This window comes from Chryseobacterium hagamense (assembly GCF_007991455.1).
Taxonomy (GTDB): Bacteria; Bacteroidota; Bacteroidia; order Flavobacteriales; family Weeksellaceae; genus Chryseobacterium; species Chryseobacterium hagamense.
The window spans coordinates 13,094-29,438 of sequence record NZ_BJYJ01000039.1 but is presented as its reverse complement, the minus strand read 5'-3'; the positions used below and the strand labels follow the sequence as shown (position 1 = coordinate 29,438).

Genomic DNA, 16,345 nt, shown 5'->3' with positions numbered 1-16,345 from the left:
AAAAACTCAGTGCGCTCTGTGTTCAAAACGGTTTAATAAAATCTCACACAGATTTTTTTGAATTCAAACTTAAAGTTAAAATCTTTGTTTGCTTGGTTAAGTGAAATGGCTCTGTGAAACTTAAAACAGTAAGCAGGTCCGAAAACTTAGTGCGCTCTGTGTTCATTGATCTTCCCTACAAAATAAAAAGCCATCCATTTCCAATGTAGTCCGTCAGGCGAAGTAAATTAGGATGATTATTTACAGCTTTCGGATTCCCTACCACGTTTAGTCTGATTTTTGTATGACCCCATCCGATAAAAATTTGGAATACATGAAACACCGACTTTACCGTGAACAGCAGCTTAATTGTAATATTGAGACCGCCTGGAAATTCTTCTCCTCTGCCAATAATCTTTCAAAAATAACCCCGAAAGAAATGAATTTCATCGTGCTGACAAAATTTGAAAACGATGAAATTTATGAAGGGATGATCATTGATTATTTTGTATCGCCTTTATTCGGGATCAAAATGAGGTGGCAGACGGAAATCATTCATGTAGACGACCGGAAGAGCTTCACGGATTTTCAGAAAAAAGGGCCTTACAAGCTGTGGCACCATTTCCATGAATTTATTGAAAATGAGAATGGAGTGTTGATGAAAGACACGGTGGATTATGAACTGCCGATGGGCTTCCTGGGAGAAATTGCCCACAGCGTCATGGTGAAGAAAAAAGTAGAGGGGATTTTCGATTACCGGTACGGAATTCTGGAAAAAATGTTCAATCAAAAATAAACCCGATGCCTGAAAAAGAAAAAGTAAACATCTTCTGGTTCCGGAGGGACTTCAGACTGGATGACAACTGTGGGCTTTCCGAAGCTTTGAATTCCGGATCAAAGGTGCTGCCTGTTTTTATTTATGATACCGGTATTCTGGATAAGCTGGAAGATAAATCCGACAAGAGGGTCGATTATTTCCACCGTGCATTGAAGGGTATGGATGAAGAGCTGAAGAAGCACAAAAGCGGAATAACTACTTTTAAGGGAAAACCGGTAGAAGCATTTAAGAAGCTGACCAAAGATTTTGATATCGGTACCGTTTTCTGCAATGAAGACTATGAGCCGGGAGCCATACAGCGTGATGAGGAGATCGCCGAATTCCTTAAAAAGCAAAACATTGAGCTGAAATCCTTTAAAGACCAGGTGATTTTCCATAAGAATGAAGTCACCAAAAAGGATGGTAAGCCCTATACGGTCTACACACCGTATTCCAAAAGATGGAAAGAAGTTCTGAAGACCCATAAGATCAAAACCTACAGAACTGACTTTACTAATTTCCTGGCCTATCCGGCGCCCAAATTTCCTGAATTAAAGGATATAGGATTCGAAAAAACGGACATTAAGGATGAAAAACCGGCTCTGAAAAAATCGATTATTGAAGATTACGGCAAATACAGGGACTATCCGGGAATGGATCATACGACCCACCTGGGCGTGGCTCTCCGCTTCGGGACCATCTCTATCCGTAAATGTGTACAGTATGCCCTGAAGAACAATGAGACCTGGCTGAATGAACTGATATGGAGGGAATTTTTTATGCAGATTCTCTACCATTTTCCCAAAGTGGTCAACCATCCTTTCAAAGATAAATATGAGAACATCCAATGGCGCAATGATGAGAAGGAATTCAAAATCTGGTGCGAAGGCAAGACCGGATATCCGATCGTTGATGCAGGAATGCGGCAGCTGAATGAAGTTGGTTTTATGCACAACCGCGTGCGGATGGTCGTTGCAAGCTTTCTTACCAAACATCTGCTGATCGACTGGCGTTGGGGTGAAGCTTATTTTGCCGGAAAACTTCTGGATTACGAACTGTCTTCCAACAACGGGAATTGGCAGTGGGCGGCAGGTTGCGGCTGTGATGCGGCACCCTATTTCAGGGTTTTCAATCCTTCCGAACAGACCAAAAAATTCGATAAGGATCAGGAATATATCAATACATGGCTGAGTGAAGAAGATCTGAAAACCGAACCGGTTGTTGAACATGTTTCTGCCCGGAAGAGAGCCCTGGAAGTTTATGGTAAGGCCGTAAAAGGATAAGCCTTCATTCTTAAAATTTTAAATTCCCGGAGATTCCCAGCAATCCGCGGGAATTTGTCTTTTAAAGGCTTGTGCAAAGCGTTTCAATAAAAATAGGATTACTGAAGAATAATTTATTTATGTTAATTGTTGCTGCGTTTTAAAAAGGGGTACGGACTTTGTTTATTCAGAACAAGAGACTTAAGATGGAAACGACCATAAGAATTTCAGGAGTCTTAAAAATCATTTAATTTAAAACATCTGTTATGGCAAAACAAATTCTTAATTTACCGGTAATTAAAAAAGTCGTCAAAAAACTTTCTATTCTTTCAAGCTCAAATAAAAATATGTCGGAGTTCATTTCTCTGATCAACGAAGATCATTTTATTCGGTAATTATTTTCGGATACCGATTTTCTTTAGTGCAGTTTCATTAAGAAATATGTCATTAAAATAGGTAAGCGATTCGATATGCCTGAAATTCTGGAAGGTTTTATCGTTTTTATTAAATGACAACTCCACCGATTCATCATATTCCGCAACAATTCTAACGACCGAATAGCCGTTGTAGGCAATTTTAAATCCTTCGAAAAGACACTTCTTTTCAGCTTTCTGATACACTTTGTATTCTTCAAACACAGTAATTTCTGCACTTCCTGCAGAAGTTTTCTGATTATGCTTCAGCGATTTCCAGGAAACATAGTTTCTGGGCTCCTTCAGAATATTTCCCTTTTCATCCACAGGAACAAACATTCCTAAAGTCAGCGGCTTTTTCAGAAACGTCGCGTAGTTATTCATCAGTTTCAGGGTCTGCAGATCGGCATACCCTTCATGAGAATAATATTCTATCACGAAATCCGTCATCGGAATCAGTTTGTGCTGGCTGAGTGGCATAGTATTATTTCTTAAGACAAGATTAATAGACAATTTAAAAGAGCGAATATAAATAAATTGTGAAAAGCAATAAAAATAATTTTATAACCGGATTTTATAAAAGGATGATTTAAGGCCTGTGATTAAAATTTTAAATAATTGATTTTCAATACATTTGTTTGCTGCCCGGGAAACGGATACCCTCTTATTTAAAATAATTCAAAATTTCTAAATGGGAAAACCTCCTACCGGTAATGGAAGGCAGCATTTATTAATCGTCAGGGATCAAAAGTAAAGGCAGAAAGGAATCCGGAGTCCGGATGAAATCAGTGATTATTCGTATTGCAGTACTTGCAGAAGTTCCGCTTTACGGATCGCTTCATTTTTGCTGCTGATCAGGTTGTAATTCGCCTGAAGGCGGTTATCAATGCAGTAGGCTAAGTCTTTCAGCCATTCGTTCACCAGTAGATAGCAGCAGGACCAAGTTCAAAATACCTGGACTTAATATTACGTAAAATCCAAATCAGTTTTACAGGCGGAAAAAAGGATACCGGATTCCGGAAGTTCATTGTGTCAGTATTACAATAAAAAATGTTGATTATCAAATAAATCATCCGTCACCTTATCAAAGAAACGGCAAATGTATCTTTTTGCCAATGAACAAACCAGAACGAAAATCTTTATCTGTCTCTATGAAAATAAAAACCGGAAAAGAAACGCTGCATCTCTTTTTCCGGTAATTATTCCTGACTTTAAGGTAAAGCAGGGCAGTATATTTACAGCTCTTCTTCCAGGATATTAATAATCCGGTCGATCACATGCTGCTTCCTGTATTTCTTATGATATTCAGCACGCGGTTCGGAGACAATCTGGGTGTGTTCCTTGCTGAAAAGGGCATACAGATCGATATCGGGATGTTCTTCGACGTACCAGACCAGAAAATTAAGCGGCATGGCATTTTTTCCTGAAAAATACATCTGGATCGCCTGTGGCGTCACCCCATATTTTTCGGCAATTTCTCTCATGGTTTCACCTTTTCCCTTGCTGTACTCACGGATCTTTTCGTAAATTTTCATTTTGAGTAGCTTATTTGTGTTAAAAATAAACAATAATTAATTGTTAAAATTTTAATTAATTATTGTTGTTTAAATATATAGTTGTATATTTGTTTTTAAAATTGTCCCAATGGACAAGCACAAAATTACGAAAAAAGGTTAAACAAAATTCATTTATTTGTATGGGCAAACCGATACGTCGCTACCATCAGAAAAAAATCGATGATCAATTTGATTTTATCGATCGATGGTCACCTGCACATTATACTGCTTCCGTCAATATCATTCTAAAGGAAAAGGCTAAAGATCCCGATTACATCAGGCGGGTAAAAAACAGGCGCATGATCGATGCCCCGGTGATCGATGCCCTGTACAAAGTTTCCCTGTTCAATAAGATACAGGTAGAGAATGAACCGTAACCGGTTCCTTTGTACCCCAGCCGGATATCCTGTATACCGGTATTATAATAACATAACAACACAATAACTATGGAAAATTTCGAAAAAAAGAACGTCATTATTACAGAGTGCTTCACCTGCGGAACACGGTACGAAAACTATTTCTTTGCCTCTCCGTGCTGCAGATCCATTGTTTTGAAAGTTGACAAAAACGGAAACCGCACCGATACAACTTTTCTGAGTGTCCTGTCTTTGCCGCAACCTCATCTGGCAAAGAAATTAAAGAGGGTAGTATCTGAAAATACAGAATATCTGATTTAAGTAAACAGACTTATAAAATTTTTATGAATTTAATTTCCCGGAATTTTAAATCTAACAAAGTTTAGATTGGTATAAAAATTTTCTATTAAAATCAAAAACCTCCGAAATCAAAAGATTTCAGAGGTTTTCTGTACCCAGGACCGGGATCGAACCGGTACTCCTAAGAACTGGTGTTTGAGACCAGCGCGTCTACCAATTCCGCCACCTGGGCCGGTGTTTGCTTCAAACGTGATGTTTGTTTCAAATTGGTGTGCAAATATAGAAACTTTTCTTAATACTCCAAAGCTTTTTGAAATGATTTTTTTAAAAATTTAGCTCCAGACCGTCGTAGGCAAGGTGCATCCCGGGCGGAAGTTGTTTGTCTTCAACATCATGCAGTCCGAAATGATGGCTGAGGTGGGTCAGAAACATTTTTTTAGGCTTCAGCTCTTCAAACAGGTGAATGGCATCCGGAAGGATAAAATGGGCCGGGTGCGGATCAAACTTCCGGATGCAGTTGATGATCAGGACATCCAGATCTTTCAGCTTTTCCTTTTCAGTGTCCGAGATAAAACCGGCATCGGTAATGTACGCCAGGTCCTTAAACCGGTAACCGAAAGCCGTAATTTTAAAATGGACGACTTCAACCGGTGTGATTTCCGTATCCGCTGCCGTAAAAGGCTTGTTTTCGATTTCATGCAGCTCAAATGCCGGGGCGCCGGGATATTTTTCGTCGGCAAAGGCATACGGAAAACGTTTTTTCACTTCGTTCCCGACTCTGGAATAACAGTACAACGGCATATCTTTTCCCGTCTTGAAGATCAGCGGACGCATGTCATCCAGTCCGATCACGTGGTCGTTATGCTCATGGGTAAGCAATGCGACGTCGATATGGTTTTCTTTATGGGTAAGCATCTGCTGCCGGAAATCGGGGCCGCAGTCGATCAGGATTTTCCGGTATTCATCGGTGGTCACCATTACGGAAGACCGCAGGCGGTTGTCTTTCGGGTTTTCCGAAGTACATACCTCGCAGGTGCAGCCGATCACGGGTACGCCCTGCGAAGTTCCCGTTCCTAAAAATTTCAACTTCATTTCTTTTGAGGTTGGTTTAATTTTGGTAAATTTACGAAAAATTTAATGTCCTAATGTATCAGAAACTAACTCCTAAACAAAAAGCATTAACAATTAATCTAGATCCTACTATTTATGGTACTTTCGCAGAAATTGGAGCAGGGCAGGAGACTGTTCGGCATTTTTTTAGAGCAGGGGGAGCTTCCGGTACAATTGCCAAGGCCATGTCGGCTTACGACAAAGATTTCAGTGATGCCATCTACGGAAAAGAGGTAAAAAACAGGTATGTTACCCAAAACCGGCTTCGGAAAATGCTTCGTTATGAAGTGGCTCTGATCGAAGAAAGGATTTCCAGGGAAAACAATCCGAACCGGAAGTTTTTTTCCTACGCCAACACCGTGACCACCATTAATTTTGATAAGACCGTTAAAGGCCATGGCTGGGTGGGCATCCGTTTTCAGGTGAAAGAAAACGAAGATTACAACGAAATCGTGATCCACGTCAAATTCAAGGAGAACGACGCCACACTGCAGCAGGAAACCTTGGGGAATCTTGGGGTAAACCTTATTTTCGGGGCCTTCCATTATTATGACAACCCAAGAAATTTAGTGGAATCCCTTTACGATGAAGTGGCAAAGGACAACCTCGAGATCGATATGATCGATTTCAGCGGTCCCGCCTTTGAATATGTAGACAACAGGCTGATGTCCCTACAGCTGGTAAAGCATGGGATGACGGACGCCGTCATCTTCAATTCGGAGGGCAACAACATGCTTCCTGCCGATATTTTATATAAGAAAAACATTTTTGCCGTTAGGGGAAGCTTCCGTCCGGTAACCAAGGTAAATATCGATATGCTGAAAAACGGGATGGAGATGTTCCTGAAAGATTCGGCGTGCAGCCCCGATGATACGGAAGTGCTGATTGAAATTACCATTTCCAACCTCCGGGCAGACGGCGATATCGACGAAAGGGATTTCCTGGACCGGGTTGATGTCCTGGGCAAACTGGGCTATACGGTAATCATTTCCAATTATTCGGAATATTACAGGCTGATCGATTATTTTGCTTCCTACACCAGCCGGAATATCGGAGTGGCCATGGGCGTAAACAATCTGCTCATGGTATTCGACGAAAAATATTACAAAAACCTGTCAGGGGGAATCCTGGAGGCTTTCGGTAAATTTTTCAGAAACGGACTGAGGGTATACCTGTATCCTTACAAAGATCCGGAAACCCACGAGTTGCTGGATTCTTCAACCCTGAAGGTGGAGGAGAACCTGAAGGAACTGTACAAATATTTCAAGCACAACGAACGTATTGTAGACATTACCAGCTACAATCCGGAGTTCCTGGAAATTTATTCAAGAGATATTTTAAAGAAAATAGGCTGCAACATCAAGGGCTGGGAAAACCAGCTTCCGGAAGGCGTTGCGGAAATGATAAAGGAACGCGGGATGTTCGGCTACAAAGAAGAGCTTTCGCTGAAACAATTCTCTTAAAACAATATATACAATGTCAGAATTAAAAAAAAGGCTTTCCTCGATTCTTGAAAGTCCTAAACATAATACCGAAGAAAAACTGGAAAAAGTGTGTCACCTGCTGGATCAGGAAATATCTTATTTCAACTGGACCGGTTTCTATTTTAAAAACGGTGATAAGGATGAGCTGAAGCTGGGACCTTATGTAGGTGCTCCGACCGATCATACGATTATCCCGTACGGAAAAGGGATCTGCGGACAGGTAGCCGTTTCCAACGAAACCTTCGTGGTGCCGGATGTGCATGAAGAAAGCAATTACCTGAGCTGCTCCATCGATACCAAAGCGGAAATCGTTGTCCCGATCTTTAAGGATGGGCAGAACATCGGCCAGATCGATATCGATTCCCATACCATCGATCCGTTTACCGATGAAGACCGCGAACTGCTGGAATGGCTTTGTAATGAGGTTTCCAAAATTTTGTAACATCGTTTTCCATAAAAACATACCCTCCGGCTCTCCACTGAGCCGGAGTTTTTTGTTATTTTACCGTGAACCCGAAGAAAAACCGGATTTACAGGCTGGAAGATGAAAGCTGGATGCAGGAAGTTTCTCTCGTCAGAAATACGATCAAAGGTCTTAATGACTAAATCAAACCTTTCATCATTCTGTTAGAAATTTCTATTCAAATCCTGACTAAACTAATCTTAGTTTTTTTAATTAAACAGCTGAATATGAGATAAATAATTTCGGATTCATTTTATTTTTTAAAAGATAAATCTATATTGTTGCTTACGCCTTTGAAACCTCGGTGGCTGAGACTCTCAAAGCCGCATTTCCATATGATTATGAGCTGTTTACTGAAACTAAACCCATCAGCCCTCAGGCTTTTAAGGAGCTTGATCCGGCTATCCACTCTTACTCCTCGCGCTGCCGCGAAGGCCTCCGCCTGCTGTGGGGTAACCGTTTCTATCCGGGCTAGGGCATTTGTCGGGAATTCAGAATACTATGAAAGATTCACGGATGGATTGCTGCGAAAATGGTTTTTTCCGCCTTTTTATTTAATGCAGATTTTTACTGATGTTCGCGTGGCTTCAGGCTAAAAAGGTACAGTTAAATATTCACTCGATTATTTAATAACCTCAGCATTCACTTTATCGATCAGTCCCTTAAAATAGTCCCCGCACTTTGCTATATGTGTTCCGTACCAGGAGAAAGCTTCCCCGTCCACGATCAGCATTGTTTTATCAGGATAAACGGTTTTCAGCTCTTCGACATGTTTTTCTTTGAAAGGAAACGGTTCGGAAGACAGCATAATTACATCCGCACCGGCTAAATCTTCAACTTGGATTTCGGGATAACGCTTCCGGTCTTTAAAGAAATTTTCAAAACCGATTTCGGAAAGGATTTTATCGATAAAGGTATCGGAACCGACCGTCATATAAGGGTTTTTCCAGATCAGGTAAGCGGCTTTCAGCTTTGAATTGAGAGCAGCCTGATTCAGAGCTTCACGGATTTTCAGGTTAAATTCCCGGGCCGATTCTTCTTTATGGAAGAGTTTTCCAAGATCTTCGAGCAGGGCATCGTTGTCTTCAACGGTTTCAATGTCTGTTACGATCACTTTAAAATCAGCCATCAGCGCTTCCACCTGTTCTTTTACGTTTTCTTCCTTATTGGCCAGGATCAGGTCCGGCTGAAGGGCTCTTATCCTATCGAGATGGATGTTTTTTGTTCCGCCGATTACGGGTATGTGCCGTACTTTTCCTGCCGGATGAATGCAGAACTTGGTCCTTCCGGCAACTTCATGTTCCGTAAGGCCTAAATCGAAAAGGGCCTCAGTAATCGAGGGGACAAGGGAAACAACTTTCATAACGGTAATTTAGGGGGACCTAAATTACAAAAGTTTGCCCGTTAAGAAAAGTCCGGCAACGGAAAAATAGATGATCAGTCCGGTAACATCCACCAAAGTGGCGACAAAAGGGGCGGAGGAGGTCGCGGGATCGAGTTTCATTTTTTTTAGGATAAAAGGAACCATGGAACCGGAAAGCGTTCCCCAAAGCACGATCATCACTAAGGAAACCCCCACGCTCAGGCCTACATAGGCCCAGTGCATTCCGTAATTGAAAAAGCCGGCCTTATGCCAGATCATAATCCTCAGGAAACCGATAATCCCCAGGATCCCGCCGAGCAGCAGTCCGGTAAAGATCTCCTTTCGCATCACATACCACCAGTCCTTCAGTCCGATCTCCTGCAGGGCCATCGCCCGGATAATCAGGGTGGCTGCCTGCGAACCGGAATTCCCGCCGCTGGAAATAATCAGCGGGACAAATAGAGCCAGCACCACCGCTTTCTGGATTTCATCCTCAAAATAACCCATCGCGGAGGCGGTCAGCATTTCGGAAAAGAAAAGGATGACCAGCCACATGCCTCTTTTCTTAACCATTTCGATAAGCGAAGTCTGGGTATACGGAAGGTCCAGGGCTTCCAATCCCCCGAATTTCTGGATATCCTCGGTATTCTGCTGTTCGATCTGGTCCAGGATGTCATCAATCGTAACGATGCCTACCAGAACGCCGGCTTCAGTAATGATCGGAAGGGCGGCACGGTCATATTTTTCAAAATACTGCACGGCATCTTCCTTAGAGGTCGTCGTGGTAATGGCTACGAAATGGTTATCGGTAATATCCGCAACCATCGTATCTTCTTCTGCCAGCAGCAGGCTTCCCAGGGCAATATCGTCGATCAGCCGGTTTCTTTCGTCAACCACATAGAGGTAGTTCATCGTTTCCACCTTGCTGCCCACTTTCTTGATCTGCTCCAGGCAACGCCTGATGGTCCATTCCTTACGGATCTGGATGTAATAGGGCGTCATCAGACGGGCAATGGAATCGGAATCGTAGCCTAATAATTTCAGGGCAATCCGCCGTTCCTGGGGATTCAGGTGGTTGATGGAATATTTGATGAGCTCATCGGGGAAATCTTCAAAGAGTGCGGTCCTGTCATCGGGAGTCATCGCGTTCAGGATCTCGGAAACTTCATCGCTGCCGATGCTCCGGATGGTTTCTTCCTGGAAATCGGGGTCCAGATGGGAAAAAACTTCCGCTTTGTATTCTTTCGGAACTTTCAGGAACGCCAGAAGCCTTTCATCAGCATGAAGCTCACTGAGGGTTTCGGCAATATCTTCGGGGTTGAATACAAGTTCGTCTTTAAAATTCAAAGCGTGATTTTTTTAGGTAATGCAAAAATAATTCAATTTTTTAAGATTGGCGAACGAAGTGGAAAATTTAAGGATTTATTAAACTTTTCAGGTACCGGAAATAAAAAAGCATCCGGATGCGGATGCTTTTAAATCAGAAATGGATATCAGGTTTATTCTTCGATACAGGCATAAGGCACGCACATTCTGTTGCAGCACCATCCGCCGAAACACTGGATGTTGCTGGTACATCGGGCCAGGCCCGCACCGTTGATTTTTTCCTGTTCTTTCCTGGTGAGTTTCTTTAGATTTTTCATAGCAGTAAATTTTGAATGATAAATTATACTTCAGGACAATTGTAAAGGACACACACATTCCGACAACACGAACCGCCCGGACATTCATAATGGTCCTGGCATCTCTTCAGTATGCCTCCGTTGATTTTTCCCTGTTCTTTACGGGTAAGCTTTTTCAGATGGGTATTTTTCATATGAAATGGATTTTGATGTGATTAAATATACATGAAATTTTTTAATTAATCACTATAAAATGAAAAATAACAGGTGGTAAGGTTCTGATTTAGATTTGTATAGAACCGATAGTGTTCAGGTTTCAATAAAAAAGCACCGGCAATGATACCGGTGCTTAAAAATTTTCTATTGAGATAATTTGAATGAATTGTTATCCCGAAATTAATAAAAATATTTTAAATTATTCACCATGCAATGAATTTAAATTAAAGAAATTCAATGAGGTGCATAGTTTTATCTTTTAAGCTGTAAAATAAAGTGCAGAATGCAGGGTCGGAAAAATCTTACAGATTGAATTTTAACGGGTTGTTTAACGGGGTAGGAGTTGCCGTTCTAAAATCCGGTGCCATCAGCATGCCTGCTTTTTCTGAACTGTTTCAAGATTCCTTTGATAGCTCCGTTGGTACCGATCTTCACGGAATTCACCGTAGAGCCCAGCAGCCGCATATTCTTTTTATAGGTATCGTAGTCGGTTTCGGTGAGGAGATTTCCCTGCGCATCAAAAAGTTTCATGCTGACCACAACCTGGTTGGAGAATACATATTTTCCAAGTCCGACCTTAAAATATTTCACTTTGGGAACAATTGCAAAATCGGCATCGTTGTTTATGCAGTAGTCGGCAATGGTCTTCCGGTCGATGCTGTCGAAGGAAATCTGGGTTTCCGTTTTCAGCATTCTGTTTTTTCTTTCGCTTAAATTATCGGAGACAGCGCTGAAGAAGGCCGTATTGGTAGGCTCCTTGATTTCTTCAAGATCAGGTTCTACCTGAGGATTGAAATACAGGACCTTATTAATCTTCTCAGCAGAAGATTTCTGTGCTTTCAGTATGAAAACACCTCCCAAAAGAAGTCCGGTACATAGAATAAAAGTCAGTTTTTTTTCCATCACTAATTACCATGCAAAATTACTGCCTTTTCTCGGCATCGCCTCATTTTTTTAAGAAATTTTTAACATTTTTCTCTATCGCTGCCGATAAACGGAATCGATAATGTTGGCAGATTCAAAAATAAGTCGTACTTTTGCAGCCGTTACATAATAATCATTAAACAATATTGGAATGTACTTAACAACAGAAAAAAAAGCAGAAATTTTCGCAAAACACGGAAAATCTGCACAGGACACAGGAAGCGCTGAAGGACAGGTCGCTTTATTTACTTTCAGAATCAACCACTTATCCCAGCATTTGAAGGCTAACCGTCATGACTTCAACACGGAAAGATCATTGGTGAAACTGGTAGGTAAAAGAAAAAGCCTTTTGGATTATCTTAAGAAAAAAGATATTACAAGATACAGAGCCATCATCGCTGAATTAGGTTTAAGAAAATAATCTGTAAAGATTTAAAAATAAAGCAACTTCGAAAGAGGTTGCTTTTTTTATAGCCTTTTGCCGCAAATTTAAATGAAAAAAGCGATTGGTTTTTTTAGCGTTGTTTTCAGACGGATAAATTTTAAATCTTTGACCATTAATGTAATTCCGGAATATGGAGATCTGAGATAATTGGCAAGCAAATCGCCTGTCTTTTACGGATTTTAAAGACAAGACGTGCTTTTTCCAAATAATTACAGTAAATTTGCAGTTGAATTTTAGACGAAATATAATCATTAAAGGTGCTCAATACGGAGCGCAACACAAAACAATTTATGAGTGTACCTCAAGCAATTACAGAGCTGATTACTCTTGCCGACGGCAGAGAAATCACCATTGAAACAGGGAAGCTGGCCAAGCAGGCTGACGGATCTGTTGTCGTAAAAATGGGCGGAACCATGCTTTTAGCAACGGTTGTAGCCAATAAAGAAGCCAATCCCGGAGTGGATTTTTTACCGTTAACGGTAGATTACAGAGAAAAGTTTTATGCCGGCGGTAAAATTCCCGGAAACTTTTTCAGAAGAGAAGCGCGTCCTTCCGATCAGGAGATCCTGACGATGCGTTTGGTAGACCGGGTATTAAGACCTTTGTTCCCGGATGATTTCCATGCGGAAGTTCAGGTGATGATTTCCCTGATCTCTTACGACGGACAGTCGATTCCTGATGACCTGGCGGGTCTTGCGGCTTCTTCAGCCATTGCCATTACCGATATTCCTTTCAACGGACCGATGTCTGAAGTAAGGGTGGTAAGAATCAACGGTGAACTTTCCGTTAACCCTAATTATGCGGATCTTAAAAATTCCGACCTGGATATCATGGTAGGAGCCACCAAGGATTCCATCGTTATGGTAGAAGGGGAGATGAAAGAAATCTCCGAGCAGGAAATGCTGGAAGCCATTACTTTCGCCCACGCTGAAATCAAAAAACAGGTGGAAGCTCAGGAAAGGTTAGCTGAAAAAGTAGGAAAATCGTTCCCGAAAAGAGAATACAGCCACGAAAACCACGATGAAGCCATCCGTGAGAAAGTGTGGAAAGAAACTTACGATAAAGTGTACGAAGTAGCCAGAACCCCTTCCGGAAAAGAAGAGCGGGGCGAAAAGTTCAAAGCCGTACTGGCTGAATTCCTGGCTCAGTACGTAGAAGATGCAGAGGAGCTGGAAAGAGTGACGCCTTTTGCCAAAGTGTATTACCACGATGTGGAAAAAGAGGCGATGCGTAACATGATCCTGAATGACAAGATCCGTCTGGACGGCCGTGATCCTGAAACCATCAGACCGATCTGGAGCGAAATCGATTATTTACCGGGAGCCCATGGTTCCGCGATCTTTACCAGAGGGGAAACCCAGTCTTTAACAGCCGTTACTTTAGGTTCCGTTAAAGATGCCAACATGGTAGACAGCGTTATGGTCAATTATGACGAAAGATTCTTCTTACATTATAATTTCCCTCCGTTCTCAACAGGTGAAGCAAGACCTTTGAGAGGAACTTCAAGAAGGGAAGTAGGACACGGGAACCTGGCTCAGAGAGCTCTGGCCAACATGATTCCCGAAGAAAACCCATACACCATCAGAATCGTATCCGATATCCTTGAATCCAACGGTTCGTCTTCCATGGCTACCGTTTGTGCAGGAACGCTTGCGCTGATGGATGCCGGTATCCAGATTGCCAAACCGGTTTCCGGAATCGCAATGGGACTGGTGACCGATACGAAAACAGGAAACTTTACCGTACTGTCCGATATCTTAGGGGATGAAGATCACCTGGGTGACATGGACTTTAAAGTAACCGGAACGGCAGACGGGATTACCGCCTGCCAGATGGATATCAAAATCCAGGGTCTTTCCATGGACATCATGGAGAAAGCCCTTTTACAGGCTAAAGACGGCAGACTTCATATCTTAAATAAAATCACGGAGACAATTGCCGAGCCGAGAGCGGATGTGAAACCGCATGCTCCGAAAATGGTGATGATGGAAATCCCTAAAGATTTCATCGGTGCCGTAATCGGGCCTGGAGGAAAAATCATCCAGCAGATGCAGAAGGATACCGATACCGTTATTGCCATTGAAGAAATCGGCGAAATCGGAAGAATCGAGATTTCAGGGGTTAGCAGAGAGAAAATCAATGAGGCGATTGCGAAAATCAACGAGATTACTTTCGTACCGGTAGTCGGGGAAGTATACAACGGTAAGGTGGTGAAAGTAATGGATTTCGGGGCTTTCGTAGCGATTGCCAAAGGTACCGAAGGACTTCTTCACATCTCCGAGATCGAATGGTCCCGTCTGGATACGGTTCCTTACAGCGAAGGGGATGAAGTGGAAGTGAAATTTATGGGTTATGACGACCGCAAGAAAATGAAGCTTTCCAGAAAGGTATTGTTGCCAAGACCGCCTAGAGCAGAAGGACAGGGAAGACCAGAACGTTCTGACCGACCTGAGCGTTCCGACAGACCGAACCGGTCTGAAGGGCAAAGAAGACCTGAAGGACAGAGAAGATCTGACGGAGACCGTGAAAGAAGAAATGATGGTGAGAGAAGGCATGACGGAGACCGCAGAAATGACGGCGAAAGAAGACAGGAGAGAGAAAGAAGACCTGAAGGTGATCAGCCGGCAGGAGACCAGAATCCTTCTTCTGAAGAATAAGATAATAAGATTATCAATCATATTGAACCACCGGGATTCCGGTGGTTTTTTTGTGAGGTTGTGCCCAACATGGATGTAGTCAGCAAGCAGCTGAAAAATAATGTTGTACTATTGATATCAAAGTTAAAGGAGTCTCATCAGAGATTGAAACGATAGTAAAATCTGATACACGTATTAATAGCATCGGGCTTCAGCCCGATGTAACTATAACGGTTTAAAACTTGGCTTTAGCCAAACCTTTAATGTATATATCTTTCGAAAATATATTCTTCTATTTGCATAACAAAAACATTTTATGACTAAAAGAGAACAATACGGTTTAGAATTTTATAAGTTAAGTTCTGATGGTGTTACAGGATATAATTGTCGTCGCAAAGACGGGATTGTGGGCCAGAATAACAGTCTGCAGTTTTTATCTTATCTGGACCGTGCCGGAACAGAATTTCTTTTGAGGGAAGTTAATGCATTCCTCAATACGGATGAGTCTGAAAGGTCAATTTATAAATCGATGGTAATGGAGCATATGGATCTGGATATAGAATATCCGGATTTCAGAATTGACAAATTGCCTTATACCTTTCCTTTGGCTGAGATTAAAGATTTGCTGGAAGAGTGGCTTGATTTTCTGAACACTTAAAATAAATTGAATTTCAGGGATTTGAAACGGCAGCCCCTTGCATGGTACGTTTTTTTTCCGTATCTTTGTTTACTTATTAAAAGAAATCTCTGTCTTTACTTTTGTGGCTGTTGAGAATATTTATTCACTTCTGTTTCACATCTGCCTCTTTAAAAGGCAATCACATTAATAAAAGCACTCAGAAAACCTTTAATAGGAAGCGATCATAACCTGGCATTGAAAATGCAGGCAGACAACACAGCTTGTCTTGAGCGTGAAAATTAAATCGTAATATAAAATTCAATACAATATATGGCAGATTCTTTCTCTAAAAAAGAAAATTTCAAGAAAAAACAGCAAAAACTAAAAGAAAAAGCTTTACGTCGTGAAGAGCGTAAAGAAAATAACGACAAAGGCAAAAGCTTTGACGATATGATCATGTATGTGGATGCCAACGGACAGCTGACGTCTACGCCACCAGATCGTGATGAAAAAGAAGAAATCGATATCAACGACATCCAGCTGGGCGCTGCTCCGATTGAGGCTGAAGAAGCCGTGAAAAAAGGAATCGTTACTTTCCTGAGTGAAAAAGGATACGGGTTCATCACGGAAGACAAAACCAAAGAGAATATCTTCTTCCACAACAATAACTGCATCGACCAGGTGAAAAAAGGAAACAAGGTATCCTTTGAAAAGGAAAAATCCCCGAAAGGATTTTCCGCTATGGAGATCAGACTGGTAAAATAAGAGATACGAATCAAA

19 protein-coding genes and 1 tRNA gene are annotated in these 16,345 nt (G+C 41.7%); 10 read left to right on the top strand and 10 right to left on the bottom strand.

Annotation, left to right across the window (positions count from 1 at the left end):
• Nucleotides 1-313: 313 nt before the first annotated feature.
• Together CHA01nite_RS18795 and CHA01nite_RS18790 are read left to right on the top strand one after the other, a co-directional pair.
• Complete coding sequence (locus CHA01nite_RS18795) at nucleotides 314-775, top strand: SRPBCC family protein (RefSeq protein ID WP_146944248.1); 462 nt, start codon at nucleotides 314-316, stop codon at nucleotides 773-775.
• Nucleotides 776-780: 5 nt separating this feature from the next.
• Complete coding sequence (locus tag CHA01nite_RS18790) at nucleotides 781-2,079, top strand: cryptochrome/photolyase family protein (protein WP_146944246.1); 1,299 nt, start codon at nucleotides 781-783, stop codon at nucleotides 2,077-2,079.
• Nucleotides 2,080-2,453: 374 nt separating this feature from the next.
• Here CHA01nite_RS18790 and CHA01nite_RS18785 read toward each other — a convergent pair whose 3' ends face one another.
• From CHA01nite_RS18785 to CHA01nite_RS18780, 3 genes are all read right to left on the bottom strand, one after another.
• Nucleotides 2,454-2,951, bottom strand: coding sequence for a hypothetical protein (locus tag CHA01nite_RS18785; RefSeq protein ID WP_146944244.1), 498 nt, complete (start codon nucleotides 2,949-2,951; stop codon nucleotides 2,454-2,456).
• Nucleotides 2,952-3,263: 312 nt separating this feature from the next.
• Nucleotides 3,264-3,392: a hypothetical protein gene (locus CHA01nite_RS20975; protein WP_262712155.1), complete on the bottom strand. Its 129-nt coding sequence runs from the start codon at nucleotides 3,390-3,392 to the stop codon at nucleotides 3,264-3,266.
• A gap of 314 nt (nucleotides 3,393-3,706) precedes the next feature.
• Nucleotides 3,707-4,006, bottom strand: coding sequence for a helix-turn-helix domain-containing protein (locus CHA01nite_RS18780; protein WP_146944243.1), 300 nt, complete (start codon nucleotides 4,004-4,006; stop codon nucleotides 3,707-3,709).
• A 161-nt stretch (nucleotides 4,007-4,167) separates the two neighbouring features.
• Between CHA01nite_RS18780 and CHA01nite_RS18775 the strand changes: the two genes are divergently transcribed.
• Together CHA01nite_RS18775 and CHA01nite_RS18770 are read left to right on the top strand one after the other, a co-directional pair.
• Nucleotides 4,168-4,404: a hypothetical protein gene (locus CHA01nite_RS18775; protein WP_146944241.1), complete on the top strand. Its 237-nt coding sequence runs from the start codon at nucleotides 4,168-4,170 to the stop codon at nucleotides 4,402-4,404.
• A gap of 69 nt (nucleotides 4,405-4,473) precedes the next feature.
• Entirely contained in the window at nucleotides 4,474-4,704 is a 231-nt protein-coding gene (locus tag CHA01nite_RS18770; protein ID WP_146944239.1) for a hypothetical protein, read from the top strand.
• A 131-nt stretch (nucleotides 4,705-4,835) separates the two neighbouring features.
• Here CHA01nite_RS18770 and CHA01nite_RS18765 read toward each other — a convergent pair.
• Nucleotides 4,836-4,915, bottom strand: a tRNA-Leu gene (locus CHA01nite_RS18765).
• 92 nt (nucleotides 4,916-5,007) lie between these two features.
• Nucleotides 5,008-5,775 carry an MBL fold metallo-hydrolase gene (locus CHA01nite_RS18760; RefSeq protein WP_146944237.1) on the bottom strand — a complete coding sequence of 256 codons (768 nt, stop codon included), beginning with the start codon at nucleotides 5,773-5,775 and terminating at the stop codon, nucleotides 5,008-5,010.
• A 53-nt stretch (nucleotides 5,776-5,828) separates the two neighbouring features.
• On the opposite strand from CHA01nite_RS18760, the gene CHA01nite_RS18755 reads away from it, so the two are divergent.
• Nucleotides 5,829-7,256 (top strand): TonB-dependent receptor, encoded by a 1,428-nt coding sequence (locus CHA01nite_RS18755; protein ID WP_146944235.1) that lies wholly within the window; start codon nucleotides 5,829-5,831, stop codon nucleotides 7,254-7,256.
• Nucleotides 7,257-7,269: 13 nt separating this feature from the next.
• Nucleotides 7,270-7,719, top strand: coding sequence for an XrtF-associated fRMsr-like GAF protein (locus CHA01nite_RS18750; RefSeq protein WP_146944233.1), 450 nt, complete (start codon nucleotides 7,270-7,272; stop codon nucleotides 7,717-7,719).
• Nucleotides 7,720-8,362: 643 nt separating this feature from the next.
• Here the strand turns inward: CHA01nite_RS18750 and CHA01nite_RS18745 are convergent.
• The 5 genes from CHA01nite_RS18745 to CHA01nite_RS18735 form a co-directional block, all read right to left on the bottom strand.
• Nucleotides 8,363-9,103: a helical backbone metal receptor gene (locus CHA01nite_RS18745; RefSeq protein WP_146944231.1), complete on the bottom strand. Its 741-nt coding sequence runs from the start codon at nucleotides 9,101-9,103 to the stop codon at nucleotides 8,363-8,365.
• Nucleotides 9,104-9,127: 24 nt separating this feature from the next.
• The gene (gene mgtE / locus CHA01nite_RS18740; RefSeq protein WP_146944229.1) at nucleotides 9,128-10,450 is read right to left on the bottom strand and encodes a magnesium transporter; all 1,323 of its coding nucleotides are present in this window, start codon (nucleotides 10,448-10,450) and stop codon (nucleotides 9,128-9,130) included.
• 152 nt (nucleotides 10,451-10,602) lie between these two features.
• Complete coding sequence (locus CHA01nite_RS20610; protein ID WP_170234778.1) at nucleotides 10,603-10,746, bottom strand: bacteriocin-like protein; 144 nt, start codon at nucleotides 10,744-10,746, stop codon at nucleotides 10,603-10,605.
• A gap of 23 nt (nucleotides 10,747-10,769) precedes the next feature.
• On the bottom strand, nucleotides 10,770-10,919 hold the full coding sequence (locus tag CHA01nite_RS20605) for a hypothetical protein (RefSeq protein ID WP_170234777.1): 150 nt from the start codon (nucleotides 10,917-10,919) through the stop codon (nucleotides 10,770-10,772).
• Between the two features lie 373 nt (nucleotides 10,920-11,292).
• On the bottom strand, nucleotides 11,293-11,844 hold the full coding sequence (locus CHA01nite_RS18735; RefSeq protein WP_146944227.1) for a pyruvate decarboxylase: 552 nt from the start codon (nucleotides 11,842-11,844) through the stop codon (nucleotides 11,293-11,295).
• Between the two features lie 172 nt (nucleotides 11,845-12,016).
• On the opposite strand from CHA01nite_RS18735, the gene rpsO reads away from it, so the two are divergent.
• The 4 genes from rpsO (at nucleotide 12,017) to CHA01nite_RS18715 (ending at nucleotide 16,330) form a co-directional block, all read left to right on the top strand.
• Nucleotides 12,017-12,286: a 30S ribosomal protein S15 gene (gene rpsO, locus CHA01nite_RS18730; RefSeq protein WP_034704056.1), complete on the top strand. Its 270-nt coding sequence runs from the start codon at nucleotides 12,017-12,019 to the stop codon at nucleotides 12,284-12,286.
• A gap of 314 nt (nucleotides 12,287-12,600) precedes the next feature.
• Nucleotides 12,601-14,967: a polyribonucleotide nucleotidyltransferase gene (locus CHA01nite_RS18725; protein ID WP_146944225.1), complete on the top strand. Its 2,367-nt coding sequence runs from the start codon at nucleotides 12,601-12,603 to the stop codon at nucleotides 14,965-14,967.
• Nucleotides 14,968-15,262: 295 nt separating this feature from the next.
• Entirely contained in the window at nucleotides 15,263-15,604 is a 342-nt protein-coding gene (locus CHA01nite_RS18720; RefSeq protein ID WP_146944223.1) for a hypothetical protein, read from the top strand.
• Nucleotides 15,605-15,895: 291 nt separating this feature from the next.
• Nucleotides 15,896-16,330 (top strand): cold shock domain-containing protein, encoded by a 435-nt coding sequence (locus CHA01nite_RS18715; protein WP_146944221.1) that lies wholly within the window; start codon nucleotides 15,896-15,898, stop codon nucleotides 16,328-16,330.
• The last annotated feature ends 15 nt before the right edge of the window (nucleotides 16,331-16,345 follow it).